Annotated in this window: 21 protein-coding genes; 4 read left to right on the forward strand and 17 right to left on the reverse strand. The window is 48.2% G+C overall.

The window, feature by feature from the left end; translation table 11 throughout:
* Positions 1 to 34 precede the first annotated feature (34 nt).
* Positions 35 to 547: a hypothetical protein gene (locus tag ACMVP2_RS20610; protein WP_416864906.1), complete on the forward strand. Its 513-nt coding sequence runs from the start codon at positions 35 to 37 to the stop codon at positions 545 to 547.
* 6 nt (positions 548 to 553) lie between these two features.
* Here the strand turns inward: ACMVP2_RS20610 and map are convergent, their stop codons facing one another.
* The 16 genes from map to ACMVP2_RS20690 all read right to left on the reverse strand — a co-directional run bounded on the left by map (position 554) and on the right by ACMVP2_RS20690 (position 19,039).
* On the reverse strand, positions 554 to 1,315 hold the full coding sequence (gene map / locus ACMVP2_RS20615; protein ID WP_416864907.1) for a type I methionyl aminopeptidase: 762 nt from the start codon (positions 1,313 to 1,315) through the stop codon (positions 554 to 556).
* A gap of 33 nt (positions 1,316 to 1,348) precedes the next feature.
* Positions 1,349 to 2,509, reverse strand: a complete 1,161-nt coding sequence (locus ACMVP2_RS20620) for a sterol desaturase family protein (protein WP_416864908.1) — start codon at positions 2,507 to 2,509, stop codon at positions 1,349 to 1,351.
* 10 nt (positions 2,510 to 2,519) lie between these two features.
* The gene (locus ACMVP2_RS20625) at positions 2,520 to 3,515 is read right to left on the reverse strand and encodes a ketoacyl-ACP synthase III (RefSeq protein ID WP_416864909.1); all 996 of its coding nucleotides are present in this window, start codon (positions 3,513 to 3,515) and stop codon (positions 2,520 to 2,522) included.
* Positions 3,493 to 4,794 carry a F390 synthetase-related protein gene (locus ACMVP2_RS20630; RefSeq protein WP_416864910.1) on the reverse strand — a complete coding sequence of 434 codons (1,302 nt, stop codon included), beginning with the start codon at positions 4,792 to 4,794 and terminating at the stop codon, positions 3,493 to 3,495. The genes ACMVP2_RS20625 and ACMVP2_RS20630 overlap by 23 nt, the downstream gene beginning before the upstream one ends.
* Entirely contained in the window at positions 4,791 to 5,648 is an 858-nt protein-coding gene (locus tag ACMVP2_RS20635) for an MBL fold metallo-hydrolase (RefSeq protein ID WP_416864911.1), read from the reverse strand. Before ACMVP2_RS20635 ends, ACMVP2_RS20630 begins: the two co-directional genes overlap by 4 nt.
* Positions 5,645 to 6,637 carry an NAD-dependent epimerase/dehydratase family protein gene (locus tag ACMVP2_RS20640; protein WP_416864912.1) on the reverse strand — a complete coding sequence of 331 codons (993 nt, stop codon included), beginning with the start codon at positions 6,635 to 6,637 and terminating at the stop codon, positions 5,645 to 5,647. The genes ACMVP2_RS20635 and ACMVP2_RS20640 overlap by 4 nt, the downstream gene beginning before the upstream one ends.
* A 124-nt stretch (positions 6,638 to 6,761) precedes the next feature.
* Positions 6,762 to 7,526, reverse strand: a complete 765-nt coding sequence (locus tag ACMVP2_RS20645; protein ID WP_416864913.1) for a hypothetical protein — start codon at positions 7,524 to 7,526, stop codon at positions 6,762 to 6,764.
* 130 nt (positions 7,527 to 7,656) lie between these two features.
* The gene (locus tag ACMVP2_RS20650; RefSeq protein WP_416864914.1) at positions 7,657 to 10,605 is read right to left on the reverse strand and encodes a CHAT domain-containing protein; all 2,949 of its coding nucleotides are present in this window, start codon (positions 10,603 to 10,605) and stop codon (positions 7,657 to 7,659) included.
* Positions 10,606 to 10,737: 132 nt separating this feature from the next.
* The gene (locus ACMVP2_RS20655; protein ID WP_416864915.1) at positions 10,738 to 11,283 is read right to left on the reverse strand and encodes a GNAT family N-acetyltransferase; all 546 of its coding nucleotides are present in this window, start codon (positions 11,281 to 11,283) and stop codon (positions 10,738 to 10,740) included.
* An 8-nt stretch (positions 11,284 to 11,291) separates the two neighbouring features.
* Positions 11,292 to 11,603 carry a hypothetical protein gene (locus ACMVP2_RS20660; RefSeq protein ID WP_416864916.1) on the reverse strand — a complete coding sequence of 104 codons (312 nt, stop codon included), beginning with the start codon at positions 11,601 to 11,603 and terminating at the stop codon, positions 11,292 to 11,294.
* Positions 11,604 to 11,687: 84 nt separating this feature from the next.
* The gene (locus ACMVP2_RS20665) at positions 11,688 to 12,626 is read right to left on the reverse strand and encodes a DUF4249 domain-containing protein (RefSeq protein ID WP_416864917.1); all 939 of its coding nucleotides are present in this window, start codon (positions 12,624 to 12,626) and stop codon (positions 11,688 to 11,690) included.
* A gap of 4 nt (positions 12,627 to 12,630) precedes the next feature.
* The gene (locus tag ACMVP2_RS20670; RefSeq protein WP_416864918.1) at positions 12,631 to 15,012 is read right to left on the reverse strand and encodes a TonB-dependent receptor; all 2,382 of its coding nucleotides are present in this window, start codon (positions 15,010 to 15,012) and stop codon (positions 12,631 to 12,633) included.
* A gap of 252 nt (positions 15,013 to 15,264) precedes the next feature.
* Entirely contained in the window at positions 15,265 to 16,134 is an 870-nt protein-coding gene (locus ACMVP2_RS20675; protein WP_416864919.1) for a TolB family protein, read from the reverse strand.
* A 52-nt stretch (positions 16,135 to 16,186) separates the two neighbouring features.
* Positions 16,187 to 17,098, reverse strand: coding sequence for a glycosyltransferase 61 family protein (locus tag ACMVP2_RS20680; RefSeq protein ID WP_416864920.1), 912 nt, complete (start codon positions 17,096 to 17,098; stop codon positions 16,187 to 16,189).
* Between the two features lie 113 nt (positions 17,099 to 17,211).
* Positions 17,212 to 17,667 (reverse strand): VOC family protein, encoded by a 456-nt coding sequence (locus ACMVP2_RS20685; RefSeq protein ID WP_416864921.1) that lies wholly within the window; start codon positions 17,665 to 17,667, stop codon positions 17,212 to 17,214.
* 364 nt (positions 17,668 to 18,031) lie between these two features.
* Complete coding sequence (locus ACMVP2_RS20690) at positions 18,032 to 19,039, reverse strand: alpha/beta fold hydrolase (protein ID WP_416864922.1); 1,008 nt, start codon at positions 19,037 to 19,039, stop codon at positions 18,032 to 18,034.
* Positions 19,040 to 19,231: 192 nt separating this feature from the next.
* Between ACMVP2_RS20690 and ACMVP2_RS20695 the strand changes: the two genes are divergently transcribed.
* Complete coding sequence (locus tag ACMVP2_RS20695; protein WP_416864923.1) at positions 19,232 to 20,086, forward strand: hypothetical protein; 855 nt, start codon at positions 19,232 to 19,234, stop codon at positions 20,084 to 20,086.
* Here ACMVP2_RS20695 and ACMVP2_RS20700 read toward each other — a convergent pair.
* Complete coding sequence (locus ACMVP2_RS20700; protein WP_416864924.1) at positions 20,083 to 20,697, reverse strand: HAD family hydrolase; 615 nt, start codon at positions 20,695 to 20,697, stop codon at positions 20,083 to 20,085. The two genes, ACMVP2_RS20695 and ACMVP2_RS20700, sit on opposite strands and share 4 nt — an antisense overlap.
* 366 nt (positions 20,698 to 21,063) lie before the next feature.
* Here ACMVP2_RS20700 and ACMVP2_RS20705 point away from each other — a divergent pair, with 366 nt between their 5' ends.
* Together ACMVP2_RS20705 and ACMVP2_RS20710 are read left to right on the forward strand one after the other, a co-directional pair.
* Positions 21,064 to 22,056 (forward strand): phosphotransferase, encoded by a 993-nt coding sequence (locus ACMVP2_RS20705; RefSeq protein ID WP_416864925.1) that lies wholly within the window; start codon positions 21,064 to 21,066, stop codon positions 22,054 to 22,056.
* On the forward strand, positions 22,049 to 23,374 hold the full coding sequence (locus tag ACMVP2_RS20710; protein WP_416864926.1) for an ADP-ribosylglycohydrolase family protein: 1,326 nt from the start codon (positions 22,049 to 22,051) through the stop codon (positions 23,372 to 23,374). The genes ACMVP2_RS20705 and ACMVP2_RS20710 overlap by 8 nt, the downstream gene beginning before the upstream one ends.

Here is a 23,374-nt window from a genome sequence, read left to right on the forward strand (position 1 = left end):
CGACTACGTGCGTGTACCTTTTTCCAGAGGCAAAATGACATGGTCTGCCAACATCGAAAAGAAGGAGTTCAATATTGAGTTCAGACCCGGGCCGTTGGAAGACGGCATTTATGCGATGCGTGTGATAGCGGCCGACGTGAGTGGAAACCAGGCTGGAACAGCTCCCTACGAAATCAGCTTTGAGGTCATCAACGAGGCAACGGTAACAAACTTCTATCCCTATCCCAATCCCTTTAGCACAAGCACCAAATTTGTGTTTACCCTCACAGGGTCAGAAATACCCGATCAGCTGAAAATACAGATCATGTCGGTGTCAGGCAGGGTTGTCAGGGAGATCACCCAGGACGAAATTGGTCCGATTCGCATTGGTAATAACATTACGCAGTTTGCCTGGAACGGAACAGATGAACACGGCGACCAGCTGGCCAATGGCGTTTATCTTTACAGGGTGCTGCTTCGCATGAACGGCCAATCGCTGGAGCACAGGGCGACGTCCGCCGACAAGGCCTTTAAGAATGGCTTTGGGAAGCTGTATATTCTGAGATAGAAAGCCTTACCAAATCTCATTGCTTTCAGTAAGAATCACAGGTTCGCTATCTGTGACGATAATCGTATGCTCGTGTTGCGCTACAAAGCCACCTTTGTTGCCCACAAGCGTCCAGCCATCTTTTTGCGTCTTTGCAAAAGTAGACTTGGTGGCAATAAAAGTCTCAACGGCCACTACAGAGTTTTTCTTAAACCGCTCTCTATTGAAACGGTTGTAACAATTCAGAATCTCTTCCGGTGCTTCGTGGAGGCTTCTGCCCACTCCATGGCCCGCCAGATTTCTTATCACTGTAAAACCAGCCTTTCTCGACTCAATTTCAATTAGTCGCCCTATGTCTGCCACACGAACACCTCCTTTTATTTCACTGATGGCTTTCCGGAGTATTTGCCTCGATGCATTCACCAGCCCTCCGTGGTTGCCGTGGTCTTTACCCAAAACGAATGACCCCCCATTGTCGGCCCAGAAACCATCGAGTTCCGCAGAAACATCGATGTTCACCAAATCCCCATCTCTAAGCACTTTCGTTTTTGCTGGTATGCCATGGGCTATTTCATGATTAAGACTGATACAGGTGTATCCCGGGAAACCGTAAGTTAGCCCTGGTGCAGACCGGGCGCCATATGCCCTCAGAATACCCCCTCCATACTCGTCCAATTCTTTGGTGGACATGCCTGGCTGAGCATATTCTCTCATGAGCTTTAAAGTGGTGCCCACCACCTGACTGATTTGCTTGATACCTGCTAATTCTGATTGAGAAGTGATCGACATGGATTGAATCTGATGGTTTTGTTTAGAGGGCGTTTACGACAGTTGCGCACTATTGGTTGGGTTTTTTGAAGCAGCAGTCGACATCATTCTTTTCGGCTTGACTAAAATAAAAAGACGTCTTAGTGTTTCCAGTCCATGCAGGCCAATTATTATGGTTAAGCCCGTCAGAATAGGTTCGTTGATTGAAAGCATCAAAAGGAATAGCACAATAAAAACATTAGTGCAGGCAACCCATAAAACTGCTCCCCACAGTTTGTTTTCGGCAAGCCCGCCGTTGGCGATTGTGCCCAGGAAAATAATACTGAATAGGATCAGCTTGGGAGTGCCCGTCCACGATGGTTCCTTGTAGATATAAAAAAGCAACAGACAGAACAGCAGCAGCCCGCCAAAGCCAACGAAGGTATCGCTAAAGAAGCTTTTTTGGGCCTCATGCTTTCTCAACTGCGGCAGCGGAAGATGGAGCCACTTTAAAAAGGGGATGTTATTGGCCCAGAATGGGTTTTCCGATCGAACCGGGTCGTTGGTACCGAACGCAATGTCAATGTCATCACGTTCCGCCTGGAATGTACCGAATAGTTTATCCCATATCACGAAGGTACCGCCACAGTTTTTATTGATGTACTCGGGGTTTTTGCCGTGGTGGACTCTGTGGTGGGAGGGAGTGATCATGATATGCTCCAGCCAGCCGCTCTTTTTCACAATTCGGTTGTGGTTGTAAAACTGAATAAAGTAATGGACTGAAGAAACTACAATGAATATCTCCAGAGGAAGTCCCAAAATGGCCAACCCAGCAAAAAATGGAAAGGAGGTAAGTGAAGAATACCAGGAGTTTCTGATGCCCAGGGATAGACTGAAATGCTCTCCCTCATGATGGACAACATGCACGGCCCACAGGAAACCGACGGCATGGTGAAGCCTGTGCAACCAGTAAAAGCAAAAGTCCCAGGCGACAAAGGCAAATACCCACTGCAGGGCAACGGGCCACTGAGCCACCCAGCCGAAACTGAAATGCGTCAGCAACCAATGAAACGCTAATACCTCCAACCCCCGGAAAATCCACAGCAGGATATGGCCGGAGTTGAGGTTCATTACGATTTCCTTCCAGGGAATTTTTTCCTGAAGGAAGTACCTGATGGCGGCAAGCTCCATCAGAACCAGAAGGAAAAGAAGACCAGTGCCGTATACCAGATTCATGATTTAAGACTTAGAATTTAAACAACAATCCACCTACAGAAAATCCCGCTGCAGTACCAATCAGTAAGCAACTATCGCCCCTTTTAAGCCGCCCTGATTCGATCGCTTCTGTCAAAGCCAGTGGAATGGAAGCAGCGATGCAGTTGCCATAGCTCGCCAGGTTATTGACCACTTTGTCCGTGTTGCCATCAAGAAGACTGTCAAGCAATAGCAGGCCTGACTTGCTGGCCTGGTGGGGTATGATCAGGTCCACTTCTCCGATTGATGAGCCGGTTTGGCAAAAGAGCTTTTCAGCAAACTCGGGCACTTTTTGCATAGCCAGTTTCAGGAGCTTTTTTCCCTCCATGCTAAAAGAATGAAGCGTTGCATCATAGGGGTGGTCTTTGAAGAAAAACTTGTTTCCGCCGCCTCTGATGATGGTGTGTTCGGCGCCCTCAGAATACGTAACCAGCCTATGTTTCACGAGACCGCTTTCTCCGGTGTCATCAAAAGAGACGATGATGGCAGCGGCAGCATCTCCAAAAAGGCTGAACGTTTCCTTGTGTTCAGGGTTAAGGCCCTTTGAGGCTATTTCTGCACTCACAATGGCGATGTGCCGGCAGTCACTGTTGTTGAGCAGGCGGGAGGCATAGTCAAGCGCCGTGACAAAGCTGAGGCAGGTGGTGTCGATGTCGATACAGCTTAAGTCAGTATCGTGCCAGCCCAACTCATGCTTGATCATGCTGGCTTTGTTGGGCAGCGGGTAGTCGAAAGTAGCCGAGGCAGCGATGAGGCAGCCAAGGTCTTCCGGTTGCAGACCAGCGTTTCGCATGGCCTTTTTTAATGCCTCTGCACCAAGCCAGCTGTTGCTCTCCGTGGTGGCAAGATGGCGTTTTTCGACACCTGAATATTTGTAAATCCAGCCGACCGGGAGCCCAAGCTCTTTTTCCATTTCCTGCGAATGGACACACTTCGAAGGCAGGCAATAACCTGCACCGACAATCTTAAATGGTCTGACGACTTTCATTCCTTATTCTTTTGAATTTGACTCCCTTCTGGAGGAGTTGCTCTTCTTCCCGAATGATCGTAATGCCGGGAATACCAAAAATTTCAAATAAAGACTGAAGTGCACTTTCAGCTTTTCCGTAAGCGTTCAAAAAATCTCCTTTGCTTACTTCAATAAACAGGCCAATTTTTTTCTCACTTTGCCTGGTCACCACGTAATTATCAATCACATCACTGCTGAAAGCCACGGCCTGGCGGATAAAATCTGGGTAGATCGTGATGGTTTTCCCAGCGTGGTCAAATTCAAAAACGTCGTCCGATCTGCCTTCTATTTTAGCGATTTGCATCGTTTTCAGTCCGCAACTGCATGCCACACCTTCATGAATGATGTCGTTGAGCTCGTAACGAATAATGGGCTGGGTCGTTCTCAGAAAATCGGTGATGACAGGGTGAAATCTTTTTTTCTCCTCGTCCAGGTACTTCTTCTCAATCAGTAGCCAGTCTTCGTTGAAATGCAGAAAACCTGCCTTGCAGGTGTGAGCGAGAAATCCCTCCGTACATTGGTAGACCTGCTCTATCCTTTTTTTAAAGACCTTTTCCAAATAGGCTTTCTGGTCATTTTCCAGTACTTCCGCCACTGAAATGACTTTTTCGAAGCGAGCAGCTATCTGCTTTTCTTCAAAATATCGGGCAATGTGCATGAGCACCGATGGCTGACCGACCAAAATGTGAGGCCTGGTGGCTGCCACCGTCTGGCAGTGCTGGGCCATATCGCTTTTTATATCATAGAATTGAAACTGGAGAATGGAAGAGTTCACCGACTCATAAAGTGTGCTGTTGGCCCTGAGAAAAAAGGCCACTTTTCTTTTTCGCAACGAAAATCCAATGACCCTGTCCAAAACAGCGGCAACCCAGATAGCTCTCTCCTTTTGACTGGCGAGGAAAATGCCTCGGTTGCCGCTCGTACCGGAAGATAGCCCGATAGTTATGCCCCGGATGGTTGGGGAGAAATCCCTTGACTTTTCGCTGTCTAGTCCCACCTTAAATGCTTCTTCTTTTGCAATACCCACTGTGTTGATATCATCGAAATGGGCCATGAACGAGCTTTTGTCCATGATGGGAAATTGGCTGAGCGACTGACCTGAAAGCTCTTTGTAGAAGGGTGATTTTTGGAGGTTCTTTCTCCACCGGTTTTCTTTTGTGGCTCGCAGTTGGTGAACCAACTTTTGGTTGTAGCGCATTCTTCTTTGCCAGCGAAACAAAAGAAAATGCCACAAGATTTGAAGTTTGAAGCCTATCATGACTGCGGGCCGTTTAGTGCTTTCAGCGTGTCGAGGCAGTGGCATGGGATGATAAGTGTATCCGGATGAGCCTTGTGGTAATTGTGCACCCGATTCAGGCTGGCCCTGTACTCATCCCATGAGTTAAAGAACAGACGGACGATGGGGTGGGGTAGCTTCAGGTCGGTATAAGCTGGTTTCAGCCAGGCTGCATCGGAGATGAGAAAGACCCGCCCTTTTTCCGTTGCGAGCAGTGCCCCGAGCTGGCCTTTGGCGTGGCCATCCAGTCTGGTCAAAAGAATGGTGCCATCTTCAAACAGATCATGCAGTGGCCCCAGATGCTCGTCTTTTGAGACTCCTTTTTCAATGTCAAGAAAGTCGGTTCTCTCTTCAAAGCCCTCAGGCATCTGTGTTGGGAGGAATCCTTTTTTCAATGCAGTCAACCCGCTTTTTCCTTTGATATCGCCGTAGGCTGCCCGGTCGCAGATGAATCGGGCATTCGGGAAGTCTTTGAGCCCCCCGATGTGGTCGGCATGGAAATGCGATACTATGATGTAGCGAACGTCTTCCGGCGGTATTCCGTCCGCTATTAATTGTGCTGCGGCCTCTTCTTCGGGTTTTATAAAAACGGGTGTAAATGCCCGGTACAACTTGTACGGATAAGAGCTTGTGCTTGAGAAAAACCGTTTTGCGTAACCGGTGTCGAAGAGGATTACGCCATGCTTTGGATGTTGGATCACTGCATAAGTGGCGTAAAACCGGATGGTCTTTTTGGGTGCGCCCTTTTGTGCATGATGCCAGCTGGCTGTGCAGTAGCCAGCCGACTTCAGCTCAAAGCTTACTATTGGGCCTGTTTGGTTTTGCCTCGGTGTCATTGGTGAGCTGTTTTGTACCACTCGGCAAATTCGTCAATAGCCTCCCAGGTGGTTTGACCTGGCTCATAACCGAGTCGCTCTCTGGCTTTGGTGATATCGAGGGTCATAGATTTGGCCAATATGCCCACGGATTGCCGGGTGAGTACGGGCTCCTTTTTTGACCGGGACAGAAGCGATTCCCATTCCATTATGGTAGCAGCAAAGGAAGCCACTGGGTAGGGTACCTTGCCTTTGGGTGGTGGTAAGTCAAATTTACCCAAAACATAATTGATGGCCTCCCAAAGCTTCACAGGTTCTCCATTGCAGATGTTGTAGGCTTCTCCGCAAGCGTCTTCAGGAGCGTGCATGGCCAGTTTTACAGAGTGAACCACATTCGATACAGCCGTTAGGTCTACTACGTTATCGCCCGAACCCACCACCTTCAGCCGTCCTTCGTGGTAAGACCGGATGAGCCGGGGGAAAATCACGGTGTCGCCTCTGCCAATCAGTGCCCGTGGCCGGATGGTAATATAGCTCAGGTTCGACTTCTCAAGTAGCTGCTCAGCTTGTAGTTTCGTGGCGGCGTAGTTGTTGGAGGCCTTTTGGGGCAGTGGGTCACTTTCTTTTACATTGAAGCGGTCTTTGAAGTTGAAGTAAACTGCCGGTGTAGAGATATATACGTAGCGCTGTACCCCAGCTTTTTTGCTGGCAGCAATCAGATTGGCCTGAGATACGATATTGGCCTGATGAAAGGCCTCATAGCTTCCCCAGGGCGACGACAGACTGGCGCAGTTGACAATAACATCGATGGGTTGTTCTAGCAGGCGATCCACATACCCGGCATCCGCCAGGTCGCCCAGCTGGTAATTTAGCTTTTTGCTTTCAACTGTGTGAAGCGGGTCAAGTTTTCTTCCAGCGGCAACTATCCCACTTATTTTGTCATCCAAAGCCAGTGCCTCGACTATTCTGGAACCAAGGAATCCGGTGGCGCCTGTTACAAGTATGTTCATGATAAGCCCTGGTTGTTTGACGCTCTAAATTAGTCAATCTTCCGCTCATCCGTATGGAGGCCAAAGGGAAAGAGCATTGAACCAGCGGCACAATGCTCTTACAAATCATGAGACTTAGTTAAGACTATTCGTAGGGTTGAATGCAGGTGATTTCGACGCTGTAGTGATCGCCCGGATAGGCCTGGCAGACGCCGACATCGGGATTTGGTTCGTAGTCATCCAGTATTTTGACACCTATATAGTACTTTGTTCCCTCGTCAGGATTGTCCGGTATTTCTACCCCGGCAGCAACGGAAACCGGCTGAAGCAGGAATGAACGGACGCCGCCCGCTTGTTCCGTTCTTAAGGTCTGAAGCCACAGGTTGTCCCATATGCCCGTTCCGCAGACGACTGAGGCGGTTTCAACAGCCCATCCGCATTCCATTGACTCGGGAAGTGCCAGCAGCTGTTCTGCATTCGATGCATTGACTACCCAGGCCTGAAAACCCTCGATGGGCCTGTTCCCTTCCATAATATCAAGAAGATCAAAGGAGAGCTCTTCGGTAGGAAGTGCTTCACACATATCATTGTTGCTATCGTGGATCAATGCGAAGGTCACCACGGCGGGGATGGTTGAGGAGTCAATGGTTCCGTCCCACACTAGTTTGAAATCATGCTTTTTGCAGCCGCCTGCATATTGCACGGTTACTTTCAGCAGCGAGTCATTCAGTACAGCTTTTTTGATAACAAATGGGTCGCCAGTCGTTTGCGAGGTGGCAGCAATAAAGGCATTGGCATTGACTTCCCAACTAGTGGAAAATCCCGATGAGGGCGTAACCGGCTCGTTTTGGCAGGAGAACACGGCCAGTGAAAAGGCCAGCACCAGTAGACTTGAAACAACAGCTTTCATAGCTCAGGGGTTTGCCATAAGAAACCTTTTGCTGCTATTTGGTTGGAAAGCGTGGATGATTGTATGGCTGAAAAAAGCAAAGGCCCCATTGGTGTGGGGCCTCTGCCTGGGAGGATAATGCCGATAATACTTAGTTCATCATCACAAAGGCACCCCAGTAGTAAGGCTCGGCATATTTGGTTTTCAAGGCATTTTGAGCTTTGGCAAACGCCACCTGCTTGTCACCCGACTTCAAAAACTCTTTGTAGAAGTTGACCATTAGCTCCTGGGTGGCTTCGTCGTTTACTTTCCACAAACTCATGATGATCGACCCCGCTCCGGCGACCTGAAACGCCCTTTGGAGGCCATACACACCTTCACCACCCTTGATCTCCCCAAGTCCGGTTTCGCAGGCGCTAAGGATCACCATGTCTGTTTGCTCAAGATTGAGGTTCAGCACTTCATAGGCTGTAAGAATGCCGTTGTCGGCAGTATTAACCTCTTTGTTTTCGATGCTGCCAGTGGTGCCTTCCACACCAGCCAGAAAGAGCCCGGAGCGCAATAGCGGATTCTCTTTGGCCTTGCTGATCTCCACGCCCAGCACCTTGTCACCCTCGGTGCCGGCCACGTCCTGAAGGAAGAAACCATGGGTGGCAATATGAAGAATACGGGGGTTTTTGACCTTGTCTTTCAATAGCGCCTCGGTGGCCTGATCCTGCATGTATACGTCGGCGGTGGTGCCCGATGTTTTAGCCAATGCGCCGATGGCCTGCACTTCCTTTTGGGTTCCCGGCAGCGGGGAGAGAGTGCTTTTTGACCCGTAGTTCGGGAATCCGACCAGTACAGTGTTTTTCGAACCACTCCTGGCGCTGGCATTTTGGGCCAACTGTCTAGTGCTACTCAGCAGCACTATGTCATGTTTGTCTTTCACATAGCTGCCATCGGTGGCCTTGAGGGTGATCACGTTAATCTGGTTGTACACGCCGTCGAGCGACATATACAATTTTTTACTGCCTGCAACCTTGCCCGCAATAGGCTTCCAAAATTGCTCGTAGGTGATGGCATCTTCCAGCTTGTTGGTCACCATGTTGCGGTAGGCTTTGGCATACCTGGTTTCAAGTTCTTTGCCGTTGCTGATGGTCACTAGTTCCGGTGAAGCAGCGCCATTTTTCACGAAGGCAAAGGTGTATTTATTGTTGTCGGTAAACGACTTATCAAATGCCGGGAAAGTAATAATTTCTACTGCCATTTCTCCCGGTTTGAGCTTGGCAGCCACATCGGCGAGCTTCACCGACGGCAGCTTGTTGGCATCGGCGAAGTCGGCGCTCATTTGGTTAAGCTTTCGCTCCAGGCCATTGGCTGACGACTCGAGGGAATCCAGGTTGACCTTCTGCTCTTTCAGTTCATCTTTCGACAGTGAGTAGTAGCTGGCCAGCGACTCCTTCAGGTTTGTCCAGCTGAGGTAGGTGTCAATGAGGGGCTGGTTGCCGCTGTTGAGGATGTTCTGCCGAAGCTTCACGGAGCTACTGAGCAAAATGCCCTTCGTAGACAGGTGAGCCTCATACATCCGTGTGGCCAGCTCAGGCTTCTTGCTGCTGTTCTCTGCAGCAAAGTTGTAAAAGGCCAGGAAGGAAGGCCGCACCTTGTCCCAGTACTTGCCTTTTTCGTTCTCGCTCATGGCACCGAAATACTTTTCAAGCAGGTCCATATGTTTGGTGAGCAGCGCTCCAAAAGTGGAGTCGGCTTTGTCCGTTTCACCCTTCTTCCAGCGAGTGATGGCCATGTTTTCCAGCGTGCCCAGGTACTCGGGGTGGTTGTTGCCAAAGTTTCTTTCGTAGATACCAATCACATCACCGAACGTGGCAACAGCCTTGTCGTACTGATCGGTGAAATAGTAGTATTTACCCAGGTTGCGCAGGGTGGCAGCATAGGCAGGGTGGTCTTCTTTCAGCTTCTTTTTGTAAATCTCCACGGCGCTGGTCAGCAAGCCTTCTACCTCATCGGTCCTGCCCAGTTCCATGTACAGGCCGGCCAGTTGATTCTGAATTTCCGCATAGTCGGGGCTGCTCTTGCCAAAGCGTTTTTCCTTCAGTTCCAATAGCTCTTTGTAAATGGCTTCGGCTTCAGTGTACTTCTTCTGGTTTTGGTAAATAACGGCCAGGTTGATTTTTAGCTTGGTAAAGTCGGTACCTTTTTCGTTGATGTGCTTAGACGCCAGTTCAATGCTTTTGTTGAGACTGCTCACGGCTTGGTCGTTTCTGCCCAGCTCAAACCGGAGAATGGCTTCATTGTTCAAAGCCACAGCGTACTCCATTTGGTCGTCAAATTTGTTTTTGGCCATTAGCCTCAGGCATTCACCCATGGCTTTCTCGGCTTCGGTGTATTGTCCAAGGTCTTTGTAAAGCACGGCCAGGTTGTTGAGCACAGAAGCCATGGCCTGGCTGTTCGGACTGATTTGCTCTTTGATCAGGGTTTCCGTTTGCTCATAGTAGCTTTTGGCAATGGTGAACTGCCCCTGCGAATGATGCAGGATGGCCAGGTTCATCATGGTCTTGGCCAGGCCGTATTTTTCCAGCAGATTCAGCGAGTTGTTGGCAGTGATAACCTCAACTACTTCAAAAAGATTATTGTCGTTGTAGGCACTGAGAATTTGATCACTCAGGTAGCTGGTGGCCAGGCTGCCTCCGTAGTTTTCGTCGAGCAGGTAGTTCAAGCCACCGAGAAAATTCATCCTTGCACTCCACTTGCTGATGCTTAGGGCAATACTGCCCGACCGGTTGGAGTCGAATACTTTTTCCGCTCTGGTCAGCTTCACCACATTGTTGCCGGAGTTGTCGGTGTAATTTTTCGCCCCCACCAAAAAGGCATTTTGATTGTCTTCTCTATTGTCGAAAAAGGACACTTTAGAGCCTTGCGAAATCGCCAGGTTGTAGAAAGTGGTGTCTTTGGTGGTTTGCTTGTCTCTTGGAGAGGATGTGAGTGACTCTGTTAGGTTTTTCTTCAGCTTGTCCATCAGCTGAGCATTGGCCTGAGGAGCAAACAAAACACTAAAAAAAATGATGGTGATTGAAAAAATGGGTTTGAATGACAAGGTTTTCATAAGATCAATGATGGATTCAAAGTCAAAATGATTGATGGAACGGAATAGTTATATTCCGGTTTCAAATATGGCGATTTTTAGAGAGGATTAATAATGATGAAGTCGGTGTTGTTGATGCACAATGGCCGCTAACTAGCTCAGCGGCTTCACCATATCATCATCGCCGCCGTTCAGATCAAACTCGCCTACCTTTAAGAAGCCATTCTTTTCATAAAACCTTCTGGCCCTTGGGTTGCCATGCTGCACACCGCCCCAAAGAATGATGTGGGTGGCACCTGCTTTCTTTGCCTCGTATTCAAGCTCGGTAAATATCGCATTTGCCAGGCCGGTTCCATGATATTTTTCGTCAACAGAAGGCGCATAGGTAGCGTAGGTAAATTGATCGGTGTCTATGCCGTAGCTCTTCAGCCGAATGTCGTCGTCAGGTAAGATGCCCGGAAGGAGCAGGCAGTAAGCCACACACTTGTCGTCAGCAAAAGCCGCCAGTCGGGTGCAGGGATCATCGTCGAGGTTTTCACAAATGGCTTTGACAGTGGCCTCGTCGAAGGGGTGGGGGCCAAACCTTTTGCGGGTGAGGTCAGAAAAGCTGCCAAAGTAGGCTAGGAGGGCAGGAGCATCAGTTGGCTGTATCGGCCTTATGAATACCGCTTCGCCTGAAGGGAGCATTAGTTTTTTCATCGTGGCTTCTAAAGCGTCTTTACATAATCCAGCGCTAATTTGGCAAATGCTGGCCACTTCGTTTCGTAGTCGACCGGCATCCGAATCCAGCCTCCCATAGGCGGGCGCTCCGGCATGGGGCGAAAAACCTCACATCCGTCAAGGCTCAGGGCTTCCTTCTGTGCGTCGCCTTCCAGCTTAAACACCATATTGTCTTTCCATGCCATAAAGGCGGCCTTGCCGTTGGCTGCTTTCACGCAGTTAGCGCCAAACATCTTGCTCTTTTTGCCGTCGGGCAAAGACTCTGCGATTTGGTGAAAAAGCTCTTCTGTTCTGGTCATAACACGGAAGGGTAGGTTATAAACTAAAGTAGCAAAAAGACTGGCTTTTTGCTACTTTAACTTACCCAAAGAAACTACAGACGCTTAAGGCGTCTCGTTTTCTTCCACCAGCTTTTTCCCAAAGCTGCTCACAGTTGACACGTTGAAACAGCCTACCACTTTCACACCTTCCTGAGACGGGATAATGTTTGTCGGTACGTTGTCAATAGGCGTGGCAAACAGCTCTCCAAAACCTCCCGGCCGATCTATCTGAATTTTCATCAGGTTCAGGAAATCGAAGGTTGTCTCAGACACCGAATGGATTTCGACATAAATAGAGTCCCCATCCAGATAAGAAGGCAAAAACTTGCCTGTGTCGGGATCCTCGTCGCTGCTAAGGTTGATACCTGTGCCGGATCTCACAGGTGTGATAAAGATAAACCCATCTACCTCCGACCCCCGGCTAAATCCGGCGTCGTAGGCGGTCAGTATTTCAGCTGGTTTGCTGAGGTACTCCCCATTTTTCCATCCCCTGATCCAGTAAGCATTGCCGGGCCCATCCAAATCTCTGGCCCAAACTTCGGCAAACCAGGTAGCAAGAGCGAAGTCGTTTTCCGGCTCAAAATTAAATGTGATGCTATCAATTTTTGGTACGCCTTGCGTGATGGAGGTCGAGGTATACTCAATGCCTTCGGCTAAAATGCTAAGTGAATATTCAACACCCGGGAGTCCTAATGAGTCATCGCTTAGGGCAGGATCCCACTCGTACCATCCGTCGGTGTTCGACTCTGTAAACAGGAATACCTTGCCCTGATCGTCGGTGATGCTGACCTGTGCGCCAGAAACACCCGCAGGCCTGTTCTTGTCAAAGTAGTATTGGGTTTTGGTTACTTTAATCACCTGCGTCTTTTCCTGACTTGTTACAAATGCGTCGATAGAAACCACAGGTTCACTATCGGCCAGCTCGGGGTAAATAGTATCTTCACAGGCCATGATGGAACCAGCCAGGAGAAGGAATGCTATATATTTTGTTATTGAGTTCATGATATCAAAACTTGAAGTTGTAAGTGATAGAAGGAAAAATGGAACCAATGATAGCAACACGAATCGCCTCGGTGGGCAGAGGTTCGCCTGCAACCGGCCGGTCTCTCCCCTGGGTGAAATAGATCGAGAATGGATTTCTTCTGTTGTACACATTGTATACAGATAGAACGAATTGATCTGTTACCTTTCTCGGTTTCCCGTTTCTTTTTACTGTTTTTCCATTGAGTGTGGCACCAAGATCGAAGCGGTGGTAGTCAGGGATTCTTACATTGTTTCGGCCATTGCCGAAATTGTAAGGCACCACGTAGTCCTGCCACTCAAACCTGTCTGTTGGGAAGGTGGTGGGTGTACCGGTGATGTAGCTGAAGTTGGCTGAAAATGATAGTCTTGGTGTTACATCATAGAAAGCAGCTACTTTCACATTGTGGGTTTGGTCGTAGCGTGTAGCATACCAGTTGTTGTTGTTAATGCCATCTACTTTTAGCTCGGTTCTTCCAAGCGTATAGCTTACCCATCCGTTCAATTTCCCTTTCTTTTTCTGAACATATAGCTCTACGCCATAGGCCCTTCCTATACCGCTGAGCAGATCGCCTTCCAGATAGGGGTTGATCAAAAGATCGGCACCGTCGATGTAGTCAATCTGGTTTTTGGTCGCACGGTAGTAGGTCTCCACCGACGCTTCAATCATGTTGTCGTTGAAGTTGCGGAAGTAACCCAGCGACACCTGCTGGCCTGTTTGCGGCTCAATGTTGTTGGTGCTCGGTGTCCATACATCGAGCGGATTGCTGGCTACGGTGTTGGAGATGAGGTGAACGTACTGAGCGGTTCTGTTATAGCTACCCTTGATGGAGCTCGTTGGATCTACCAACAGCGAAAAGGAAGCCCTGGGCTCCAGGTTAAAATAAGTTTGAATAGTTTCCAGGTTGTCCGCCTCCGAAATCGAGGTCACGGTTTTTCTGACGCCTGGCTCAGGTGAGTCGTACTCATAATATTGACCAGGCCCCATATAGCTAAATGAAGATAAGCGAAGGCCATAGTTGACGGTCAGTGCCGACGATAGTTTCTGTTCGTTACCTGCATATACGGCGCTCTCCATGCCAAATTTTCGATCCAGGCTGATATTGCTCACCTCGCCATTGCTCACGCCGAGGGCGTTGGCCGGATCGAACTGATACACTGTTACATCGCCACCAAAGCTCAATTCATTGTTGGTATTGATGAAGTAGCTGAACTCTGGTTTGAAATTGAAAGTGGATATTTCCGATGTCCACTCGAACTTATCGATGTCATTTTCACCAAAAGCCAGAGAGTAGTCGTAGTTGCTATAGAATGCAGTGAAGTTTGAAAACAACCTGTCGTTGAACAAATGGTTCCAGCGGATGGTGGCAGTTTTATTGCCCCAGTCAAATCCCTGGCGGGCGTCGAACAAGAACTTATCCCTTCCAAAATAGCCTGACGCAAACACCCTGTTCTTTTCATTGATGTTGAAGTTGGTTTTCACCGTCAGGTCGTAGAAATAGAGCTGTGCACCGTCGTCCAGCACATCAGTGAAGGGCTTGGCCAGCACATCGGCATAAGAACGCCTGCCAGCGATGATGAACGACGACTTTTCTTTTTGAATAGGCCCTTCTACCGCCAGGCGGCTGAAAATGGTGCCAATGCCACCTGCCACATCATAAGATTTATTGTTCCCCTCTTTCATCCTTATATCAAGGATAGAGGAGATCCTTCCTCCGTAGCGGGAAGGCATGGCGCCTTTGTAAAGCTTAATGTCCTTCACTGCATCGGGGTTAAACACGGAAAAGAAGCCCAGTAAGTGAGAAGAGTTAAATACGGGCGCCTCGTCGAGCAGCACCAGGTTTTGACCAACCGAACCACCACGCACGTTGAAGCCCGAAGCACCTTCGCCAACGGTACTTACGCCCGGTAGCAGCTGTATCGTTTTCAGCACGTCGACCTCACCGGCAAATGCCGGCACTTTGGTGATGGTTTGCATATCGAGCTTGGCTACGCTCATCTCGATGCTGGTTACATTTTGGTCTTCCCGTTCGGCCGATACCACCACTTCCTGCAGTTGCTGCTGTTCGGATCGGATCTCTACGTCCATCCTCACATTAGCTTTTAGATCTACCGTTTTCACAAGTGTTTCATACCCCACATACCTGTATTCCAGGGTGTAGGTACCTGGCGGCAGCGTAATAGAGTAAAAGCCATAAAAGTTGGTGACAGCACCGTCGCCAATTTCTTTCACAAGCACATTGGCACCGAAAAGGTCTTCTCCGTTGGCGGCGTCTTTTACATAGCCATTAACAGTTACCTTTTCCTGAGCGAATGCGTGTAGTGCACTAAAAATCAGGCAGAGCCCGAGCAATAAAGTTCTTTTCATTGAGTTGTTGAGATTGATCTGAATAAATTCACTTAGCCTGTTACGATAGTTTAAAGCAGGGGTTGGGAGTTGTTTAAAAAATAATAGAACGATCATCCGGAAAAGTCCGAATCAGCAAAGATGCTACCTGTAGATTCATTTTGTGAATAATAGTTTAGTTTGCTTAGTAGTAAACATAAACCATTAGTACCCCTATGTGTTTTGGAATTACTTGAGAAAAAAAAATATTAATAGGGCAGAATGAACCGCTGATCATTCATTTACAACCACGGCCAGTTTGTCTCCCTTTGGGCTAACGGCCAGCCGGGTGATGCCATTCAGTTGGAAAGTAGCGCCGAGATCAGCTGCTTCCGCCCAGCCCTTTGTCGCTGGCGACCACACAAAAAGTTTGCTGCCCTGGCCCATGATAATCTCACCTTTGGGCGTCCAGGCCATGTCTTGCGAGTCGGCCATCGCTTCGCAGATCGTTTCAATTTTTCCTGTTTCAGTGTCAAGCGACTGGATCAGCGCTGGCTGGCCTTCTCTGTTTTGCAGGAAGCTGATCAGGTTGCCGCCTGGGATTTTGTGGATAGAGCGGCCGATATTACTGGCGACTACCTTATTGGTTTTAGTCGCCAGGTCGGAGATCTGTAGCGTTTGGGGATCGCCCAGCACAAACGACACCAGTGTGTTGTCATCTCTCCAGGCATGGTAGCCAATCACAAGATCCGGCACTACAATCACCGGTTCACCTTTTCTGATGGGAAACTTCCATAGCAGTTGCGTGCCGTCTACCTCTCTGATGCAGGATATGTATTTGCCGTCGGGAGTGAGGGTAGGGGAGTATTCGTTGGAGGCGTTGTTCGAGAAATTGGTTTTGGTGCCTCTGGCAGGGTTGTAGATGAAGATGTCGATCTGTGGAGTGGCGTCCTGCGACACAAAGAAGAGCTCACCTGTTTTTTGAGAAAAAGAAGGCTGATTGTCGTAACGGCCGGAGTTGGCGGAAACGTTGATGGGGTTGGAAATACTCATCGTTTCGCCGTTGGCTTTCATGTCGAAAAGGTAAACCTCGGTGGATGGCTGGGCAATGGCTGATAATGAGAGGAGGGTGATGCAGGCAAAGTAGAACAGACCTTTTTTCATGCTGTTGAAGGATTTTCGCTGCCAATATACTATTTGAGGAAATATGACCATTTTATGGCCTTAAATTATTTTTGTCTATAAAAAAATCCCGAGTAATTTCATTTTTAGATAACCAATTAGAAAAATCTACGCAATCTATTTTAATATGAGGTTCCTTGTTGTCAAATAGAAAGTAATAATGCTTCATTAGTAAGCTCAATCTTTCGTAATGATTTTTTGAGTTAAAACCAAACTCGATAACTACAGATTTTTCAGGCATCCATAAAATATTGGCTAAGCCAGCCCCATGTTGGGCTATAACGGCGACTGCAGAATCAAAATACCTAATCTGATCCTCAAATGATATTTTTTCCAATTTCAAATTATGAAATTCATAATTAGGAGAGACTTTTGATCTAATATACTTTTCGAGCTCATCATGATTCTTGATTGACCTTCGAGATGAACCTGATCCCTTAATGGTAGCACTAGTTTGATAGTAGGGGTCAGGAGGAATACGCTCTATCAATAGAATTTTATTTGGTTTGCTAGTGGAATCAATATTTAATTTTTCGCAAACCATTTCTTTTAAGTTTTTATATTGAAAATGGTTAATGTTGATTTGAATTGGATTCATTCCAATCAAATTCACCTTTCTTTCCCAGGCATTGGATCGAATACGAACCCGGTTGTCAAATAATTTCAATAAAATGGGAGTTAGAACACCAAATCCGTTTAGCGAAAAAATGACATTTGAGGGTGTTTTTTTTATTATAAAACTGAGAGGTAACAGTAAATCAAAGATAAAATGATAATAATGTTCTACATGTCCGCCCGCAGAGAAGGGGGGGACAGGATTGAGGGCGATATTGTGTGTGGATGTTGCAAGTCGAATTATTGACCGTTGATTCCATTTAACTTGGTGCTGGGCAAAGAAACCACTTATTTTTATTCGATTTCCCAACTTATTTTTCAATATTTTCATCGCTCATTACTCTTGCCTAAAATGAGTGTGGGAGTTTTATGCAGCTCCGCATTCACTGGCACTCAGCCACGCCTGCCGACAGCTACCGGTCGATAAATTTATACTTTACTTTCTTATTTTGCTTCAAGTTCTTCGGCAAGACCTATGAGAAGGCCTTCTGTGCCACGTATGTAGCACAGCCGGTAGACGTTCTCATACTGCATCACTTCACCAACAAGTTGGGCGTTATGTTTGGTCATCAGTCTTGCTACCAACTCGTCAAGGTGCTCAACCCTGAACATGACCCGCAAATACCCCAGGGCATTCACCGGGGCAGTTCTGTGGTCGGCGACAGTAGGCGGGGTGATAAACCGTGAAAGCTCAAGCCGGCTGTGCCCGTCGGGCGTAACCATCATAGCAACCTCCACCGACTGATTGCCGAGCCCGGTTACACGCCCGGCCCACTCACCCTCCACCATCATTCGCCCTTCGAGTGTCAGCCCTATTTCAGCGAAAAAGGCAATGGCGTTGTCAAGGGATTCTACCACAATGCCCACATTGTGCATTTCCATCAATTTACTTTTCGCCATGGTTTTGTTTTTTTTCGAGATGTGTTGTGTAATGGGGGTATTTATAGCTCCAACGGCCTGCGTTTTGTCTCACTAACTGCCGGCGAGTGGGGTTGACTAACGTGCATCGCTTGCCATCAGCACATAGCCACACAGAACATAAAAATAGGCGTTGTGGCGGAGATTCCAAGCCAACCAGGTAGTGCAACTGGTGAAGCCCCATGATGCCTTATTATCCATGTTGCAGGCTTTAAATAGTCACTTATGGTATCCAACTTTGTTCAATTTTGGATTTGGATTTGGCCCAGGTTTCAGCATACGTCATACAAGGCTTAGTTATTATTAAAACTCATAGGTCTGTCGTTGAGAATTTTCATAAACACTTTTAGTTTTTTGCCCTCTTAACATAGTCCATAAGTATGCTGAAAAACTCAACTGGTTGTTCTTCCAGAATCTCATGACCACATTTTTCGATTACATGTGTTTCACTAAATCTCAGGCTCTCTTTTTGTAAATAAAAAGTAGATTCACCTTGGTCATCTTGTCGGCCATATACAATGAGGGCCGGAGTTTTCAATTGCTTTAGCTCATTTGTGATGTCCCACTTAGTTTCTATGACTTCCTTGTCGATAATTGGGATTGGCTGAAAATTGAAACTGTAAAAAAGGTCGTCATTGTTTTTTTTGGATATTTTACTTCTGTCGTAGTACATGGCTCGAACATGCAGGGCGATAAATTCCTTGTAGGCAACAACTTCTTTACAACTCGGATCCGAGATTTTAAGAGAGTCCAACTCCTTCTCAGTCTTTGTTGAGAATACGTTTTGCAAGATGTCCATTGAATCCAATTCCGTTTTGGAACGCCTTGCATATTGATTGTCGTACAGCACATTCCAAACTGTATAGGAAGGAGGAGCTGAGCAAACGAGAATAAGGTTTGAAACAGATTCCGGATGAAACGCAGCGTAATTCATTGCCAGCAGGCCACCCCATGATATCCCTAGTAACGTAATTTTTTTGTCGCCACGTTGCGCCCTTAAGAGCTCAATGTCTTGAGTATAGTTATCGATTGATATTGTTGTCTGATTGATAGGGATATTTCTTGATTTTCCTGAACCTCTTTGATGTATTAAAATGCAGGTATAGAAGGATTTAAGACTATCAACTATCTGTCGGTATGGATGTTCTGGTGCTTCTCCCGGCCCGCCAGACAAAATGTATAACGCTGGCCCCTTACCATATTCTTCATAGTACAGTTTTAAAGAGCCATTATTGAAACTCTTGAGACTCTGTCCTGAAGAATAAAAATAGGTCGACAGCAAAAGAATTAAAAGCAAAGAGAAATTTCTCATTTGTATTGAATTTAGTGCTATGTCGGCCATTTCTCTTCTCATTGTCGAACTATATTTTCGTTTTTCGAAATCCACAATGTCGCCAGGCCTTTCACTAACCCACCCGAAAATTTTTTCTGTACAGAGTCATCCGGCTATAGCGAATATGACGTTTAATTTGCTTAGTTCGGGACTTTCATCGCTTTCTTTTTTAGCTTGTTAACGTATTCTCTTTTAAAGGATTTTTTAAACTTTATGAACGCTACTCCCCTCCAGCTAACCGCCTCCGATGGCTACCAACTGTCGGCAGCGTTGTTCAAAGCTTCGGCGCCATCAAAGGCATTGGTAATCATCGCTTCAGCCACAGGTGTGCCCAAGCCCTATTACAGCAAGTACACTGCCTACCTGGCCAATACCGGACTGTTCGATGCCCTCACGTTCGACTACCGGGGCATTGGCGAGTCTCTCGACGGAAAGATCACCGACTGCAAGGCAAAGATGAGCGACTGGGGTGCTTTGGATTTGCAGGCAGCATTGTCTTGGGGTTTCGAAAACTATGAAAAGGTATTTGTTATCGGTCACAGTGTGGCGGGGCAGGTGTTTCCACTGGCGGAGCTGAGCCACCAGGTGACGGCTGTCTGGTTCATAGGATCGCAGTGCGCAGCCAATCATTTGTGGGACGGCGTTCACAGGTTTCTTGTTAATTTTTTCTGGAAAGTCTCCCTTCCGCTTACCTCCAGCGTGCTGGGTTATATGCCGGGCATTGTGGTGGGTAGCGGCCCGCCACTACCGAAGCAGGCAGCCCTGGAGTGGAGGACTTGGGGTTTGCATCCGCAGGGCATCTGGAAGGACGATAAAGCCGTAAGAGAAAGGTTCGAAGCACTTACCATGCCCATTCATTTTGTTGGCGTGCACGACGACCATATGATGGCTCCTCCGAGAGCCGTTAAGTTTTTGCAGTCGCAATACTCAAATGCCCAAACAACCAATGAACAATTGAATCCATCGGATTTTGGATTGAAGGAGATCGGACATTTTGGGTTTTTCAGAAGCAGGTTCAAAGACAAGCTTTGGCACCTGCCGGTCGACTTTTTTCGGCCTTACCTTTAGCTGAGCACCCCCAGCTTTTGCAGGTCTTCACGAAGCTGCGCAGCGCTCTTGAACTGAATTCCTGTGATGCCCAGCTGCTTTGAGGCTACTATGTTGTCGTGGTTGTCGTCAATAAAAATCGCCTTTTCAGGATCCACCTTGTAGCGATCGAAAACGATCTGGTAGATATCGTGGAAAGGTTTCCTTGTTTTCTCCACACCACTTACCACTATGCCCTCAAACCAGTGCAGAAAAGGAAAAGTTTCCATGGCATGTGGCCAGCTTTCCGCCGACCAGTTGGTCAGCGCATAGAGCCTGTAGTCTGTCTTGTTTTTGATATGCTCAAGTATCTCAACGGTTTCCTGAATCGCCCCATTGAAGCTTTCTGTAAATCGACCATAAAACGCTCTGATCGGTTCTTCCCAGTCAGGGTGTTTGGCTACAAGCAGCTCTGTGGCTTCAGCAAAAGACCGGCCGCCATCCTGCTCCACATTCCAGGCACTGGTGCAGATATTGTCAAGAAACCAGGTGATCTCTTCTTCGGTGTTAAAAATCTTGCGGTAGAGGTAACGTGGGTTCCAGTCGATGAGCACGCCGCCCAGGTCAAAAATAATGGTGTCGATTTGTGGCATTTGAAAAAGCTAAGTATGATTTTGTGCGGCTAAGTTAAGCCTACTTTGATACATTCAAAAAAACCTGAACCATCGTACTCCGGCGGCCGACGGTTCCCTGCGCTAAGGCCCGTGCTACCGTACCGACGCCTGTCTTCGGTAACACAGGTGTCGGCACGGCCATAGCCATTTGGCAAGCTGTGTCCGGCCACTGGCGGAAGCCGTCAGGCAACGGGTTCAGAAAACCTGTTGCGCCGTACCGACGCCTGCCATTTTGGTACACCTGCCGACCATTGACACATAAAGTGACTTTTAATACATCAACTTTTGATTCAAATAACCATTTTGCGATTACAAGAGATATTTAACTAAAACCGTAAGCGTCAAATGGAATTATCCCTGGATATTTCGAGAAGCGCCATGCTTCAGTATTTGCAGGACAAGAATTGGATGGAGCCTTATGAGGAGGTTTTGAGACTGGAAAAGCCCGGCGAAGGCAATATGAACGTGGTGGTGAGGGTGGTAGGAGATACCAGGAATCTTATCCTGAAGCAGTCCCGAGCTTTTGTCAACAAATACCCGCAAATTCCGGCACCCATAGAACGTATTGGCGTGGAACGGCAGTTTTATACCCTGGCAGCCTCCCTGCCTGAGCTGAGAAAATACTTGCCCTGGGTAGTCGGCTTCGATGCGAAAAACCACCTCATGGTGCTGGAGGATCTCGGAAAAGGCGCTGACTATACCTTCATTTATAAGAAAGAACAAGAGATGGCCGCTGAAGATTTGTCGGCCGCTATAGAGTTTCTACGGGCGCTGCATGCGCAAAAATTCGATAGTGAAACGGTGAGGGCCTTTCCTGATAACCTGGCCCTACGAAAGCTCAACCACGAGCACCTTTTTGTATACCCCTACATGGAAGACAACGGCTTCGATCTGGACACCATACAGCCGGGGCTTCAGGCCCTGGCGATGCCTTACAAGACGGACTCAGCATTAAAGCAAAAAGTGTCGGCGCTTGGTGACATGTACCTGTCGGCAGGCAGTACCCTGCTGCATGGCGACTACTATCCGGGCAGCTGGCTGCGGGTCAATGCCGGCTTTAAGGTCATCGATCCGGAGTTTTGTTTCTTTGGCCCGGCGGGGTATGACCTGGGCGTGATGCTTGCCCACCTGCGCATGGCGCAGCAGCCGGAAGCTGGCATTGAGAAAGCAGTGGCGCAATACGGGGGAAACATTAATGCCCGATTTGTTGGACAGATTGAAGGAATGGAAATCTTGCGGAGGATTATTGGCCTGGCACAACTTCCACTCGATTTGTCGCTGGAAGAAAAAGAAGCGCTGCTCAAGCTGGCAGCTAAAAAGATCACATCAAATGCATAAGACAAAACATATTGCCTCGACTGTCACGTTGGCCCTCATGATTGGGCTCCTGGCCTGCCAGCAGAACAGCGAAAACAAAGCGCCCGCTTTCCCCTCACCGGGGGTGCCTTCTTCTCAGGTCTCGGCTGATTGGCCTAAAGGCCTGACGAAAGAGCAGTACTACGACAAAGTGCTGGGCATGCTGGTCGGCTCGGCTATTGGCGACGCCATGGGAGCCCCCACAGAAATGTGGCATCGCAGCGCTATCCAAACGCAGTTCGGCTTTGTCGATAGCCTCGATGCAGTGACAAGAGAAGGCTCACCGGAAGGGCCATGGGAAGACAACCTGGCTGCCGGTGGCACCACCGACGATACCCGTTGGAAATTGCTGATGGGTAACTACCTGACTACCCAGGCAGGTAAAGACTCGCTGGATGCAAAGGCTTTTGCCAACCACATCATCAATCTGTACAAGGCAGAAATGCAGCAGGTGAAGGAAATAGATGCCTTTGGGCCAGAGGCCATGGAGCGACAGCTGATGCACATGACCTGGCTGCAGGAGTGGGCCAAGGTAGCCAGGCCCTTTGCTGAAGATGATTTGCAAGGCTATAGCTACGCTGTAAATAGGTTTTATGGGGGAGAAATGGCTTGTGCAGGCATGCTTTACGCACCTTCCATTGGTGGGTTTTATCCCGGCCAGCCTCAAAAATCATACACTGAGGCCTACCGACTGGGTTTCTTCGATCATGGCTATGCCAGAGATATTACGGGCTTGACAGCAGCTTATGTGGCCAAAGCCATGGAACCGGGCGTAGAACCGGAGCAAATAGCATTGATTACAAGAGAAGTTGACCCACTGCGCTATTTCAACAGCCGATTGATCGGGCGCCTGGCCTATGCCAGCTATACTGCTTCGAAGGAAATTGCTTACAAGGCCAAAGCGGTTACTGAAAAGGATGTTGATCCGGGCATAAGGGTGCCTAAAAACTATAAAGGCAGCAGATTGGATTATGCGCAGCTTTCCAAAGCCTATGAGCTGATGGATGGCCGACTTCAGGACATTCCTTTTCATGCCGGGGAGATCCACTTCATCAACCTGATGGCGCTGGAGTATTCAGAAGGCGACTTCCGGAAGGCCATGGAGTTTGTGGTGAACTATGGCCGTGATAATGATACGGTGGCGGCCATCACAGGCGCCATCCTCGGTGCTTATTGGGGATACGATGGTTTGCCCGAAGGCTTGAAGGAAAAGTCATTAAAAGCGACAAGGGAGCTAGTGGGGATAGATCTGGAGGATTTGGCAAGAAGAACGGCTGAAGCGGCTTACAGGGGGGGCTAG

Origin of the sequence: Imperialibacter sp. (assembly GCF_048007035.1) — a bacterium.
Classification (GTDB): Bacteria; Bacteroidota; Bacteroidia; order Cytophagales; family Cyclobacteriaceae; genus Imperialibacter.

Excerpts from the sequence above, each read along its gene's own strand:
- ACMVP2_RS20610 (WP_416864906.1), top strand. The coding sequence starts at position 35 with ATGACATGGTCTGCCAACATCGAAAAGAAGGAGTTCAATATTGAGTTC.
- map (WP_416864907.1), bottom strand. The coding sequence starts at position 1,315 with ATGTCGATCACTTCTCAATCAGAATTAGCAGGTATCAAGCAAATCAGT.
- ACMVP2_RS20620 (WP_416864908.1), bottom strand. The coding sequence starts at position 2,509 with ATGAATCTGGTATACGGCACTGGTCTTCTTTTCCTTCTGGTTCTGATG.
- ACMVP2_RS20625 (WP_416864909.1), bottom strand. The coding sequence starts at position 3,515 with ATGAAAGTCGTCAGACCATTTAAGATTGTCGGTGCAGGTTATTGCCTG.
- ACMVP2_RS20630 (WP_416864910.1), bottom strand. The coding sequence starts at position 4,794 with ATGATAGGCTTCAAACTTCAAATCTTGTGGCATTTTCTTTTGTTTCGC.
- ACMVP2_RS20635 (WP_416864911.1), bottom strand. The coding sequence starts at position 5,648 with ATGACACCGAGGCAAAACCAAACAGGCCCAATAGTAAGCTTTGAGCTG.
- ACMVP2_RS20640 (WP_416864912.1), bottom strand. The coding sequence starts at position 6,637 with ATGAACATACTTGTAACAGGCGCCACCGGATTCCTTGGTTCCAGAATA.
- ACMVP2_RS20645 (WP_416864913.1), bottom strand. The coding sequence starts at position 7,526 with ATGAAAGCTGTTGTTTCAAGTCTACTGGTGCTGGCCTTTTCACTGGCC.
- ACMVP2_RS20650 (WP_416864914.1), bottom strand. The coding sequence starts at position 10,605 with ATGAAAACCTTGTCATTCAAACCCATTTTTTCAATCACCATCATTTTT.
- ACMVP2_RS20655 (WP_416864915.1), bottom strand. The coding sequence starts at position 11,283 with ATGAAAAAACTAATGCTCCCTTCAGGCGAAGCGGTATTCATAAGGCCG.
- ACMVP2_RS20660 (WP_416864916.1), bottom strand. The coding sequence starts at position 11,603 with ATGACCAGAACAGAAGAGCTTTTTCACCAAATCGCAGAGTCTTTGCCC.
- ACMVP2_RS20665 (WP_416864917.1), bottom strand. The coding sequence starts at position 12,626 with ATGAACTCAATAACAAAATATATAGCATTCCTTCTCCTGGCTGGTTCC.
- ACMVP2_RS20670 (WP_416864918.1), bottom strand. The coding sequence starts at position 15,012 with ATGAAAAGAACTTTATTGCTCGGGCTCTGCCTGATTTTTAGTGCACTA.
- ACMVP2_RS20675 (WP_416864919.1), bottom strand. The coding sequence starts at position 16,134 with ATGAAAAAAGGTCTGTTCTACTTTGCCTGCATCACCCTCCTCTCATTA.
- ACMVP2_RS20680 (WP_416864920.1), bottom strand. The coding sequence starts at position 17,098 with ATGAAAATATTGAAAAATAAGTTGGGAAATCGAATAAAAATAAGTGGT.
- ACMVP2_RS20685 (WP_416864921.1), bottom strand. The coding sequence starts at position 17,667 with ATGGCGAAAAGTAAATTGATGGAAATGCACAATGTGGGCATTGTGGTA.
- ACMVP2_RS20690 (WP_416864922.1), bottom strand. The coding sequence starts at position 19,039 with ATGAGAAGAGAAATGGCCGACATAGCACTAAATTCAATACAAATGAGA.
- ACMVP2_RS20695 (WP_416864923.1), top strand. The coding sequence starts at position 19,232 with ATGAACGCTACTCCCCTCCAGCTAACCGCCTCCGATGGCTACCAACTG.
- ACMVP2_RS20700 (WP_416864924.1), bottom strand. The coding sequence starts at position 20,697 with ATGCCACAAATCGACACCATTATTTTTGACCTGGGCGGCGTGCTCATC.
- ACMVP2_RS20705 (WP_416864925.1), top strand. The coding sequence starts at position 21,064 with ATGGAATTATCCCTGGATATTTCGAGAAGCGCCATGCTTCAGTATTTG.
- ACMVP2_RS20710 (WP_416864926.1), top strand. The coding sequence starts at position 22,049 with ATGCATAAGACAAAACATATTGCCTCGACTGTCACGTTGGCCCTCATG.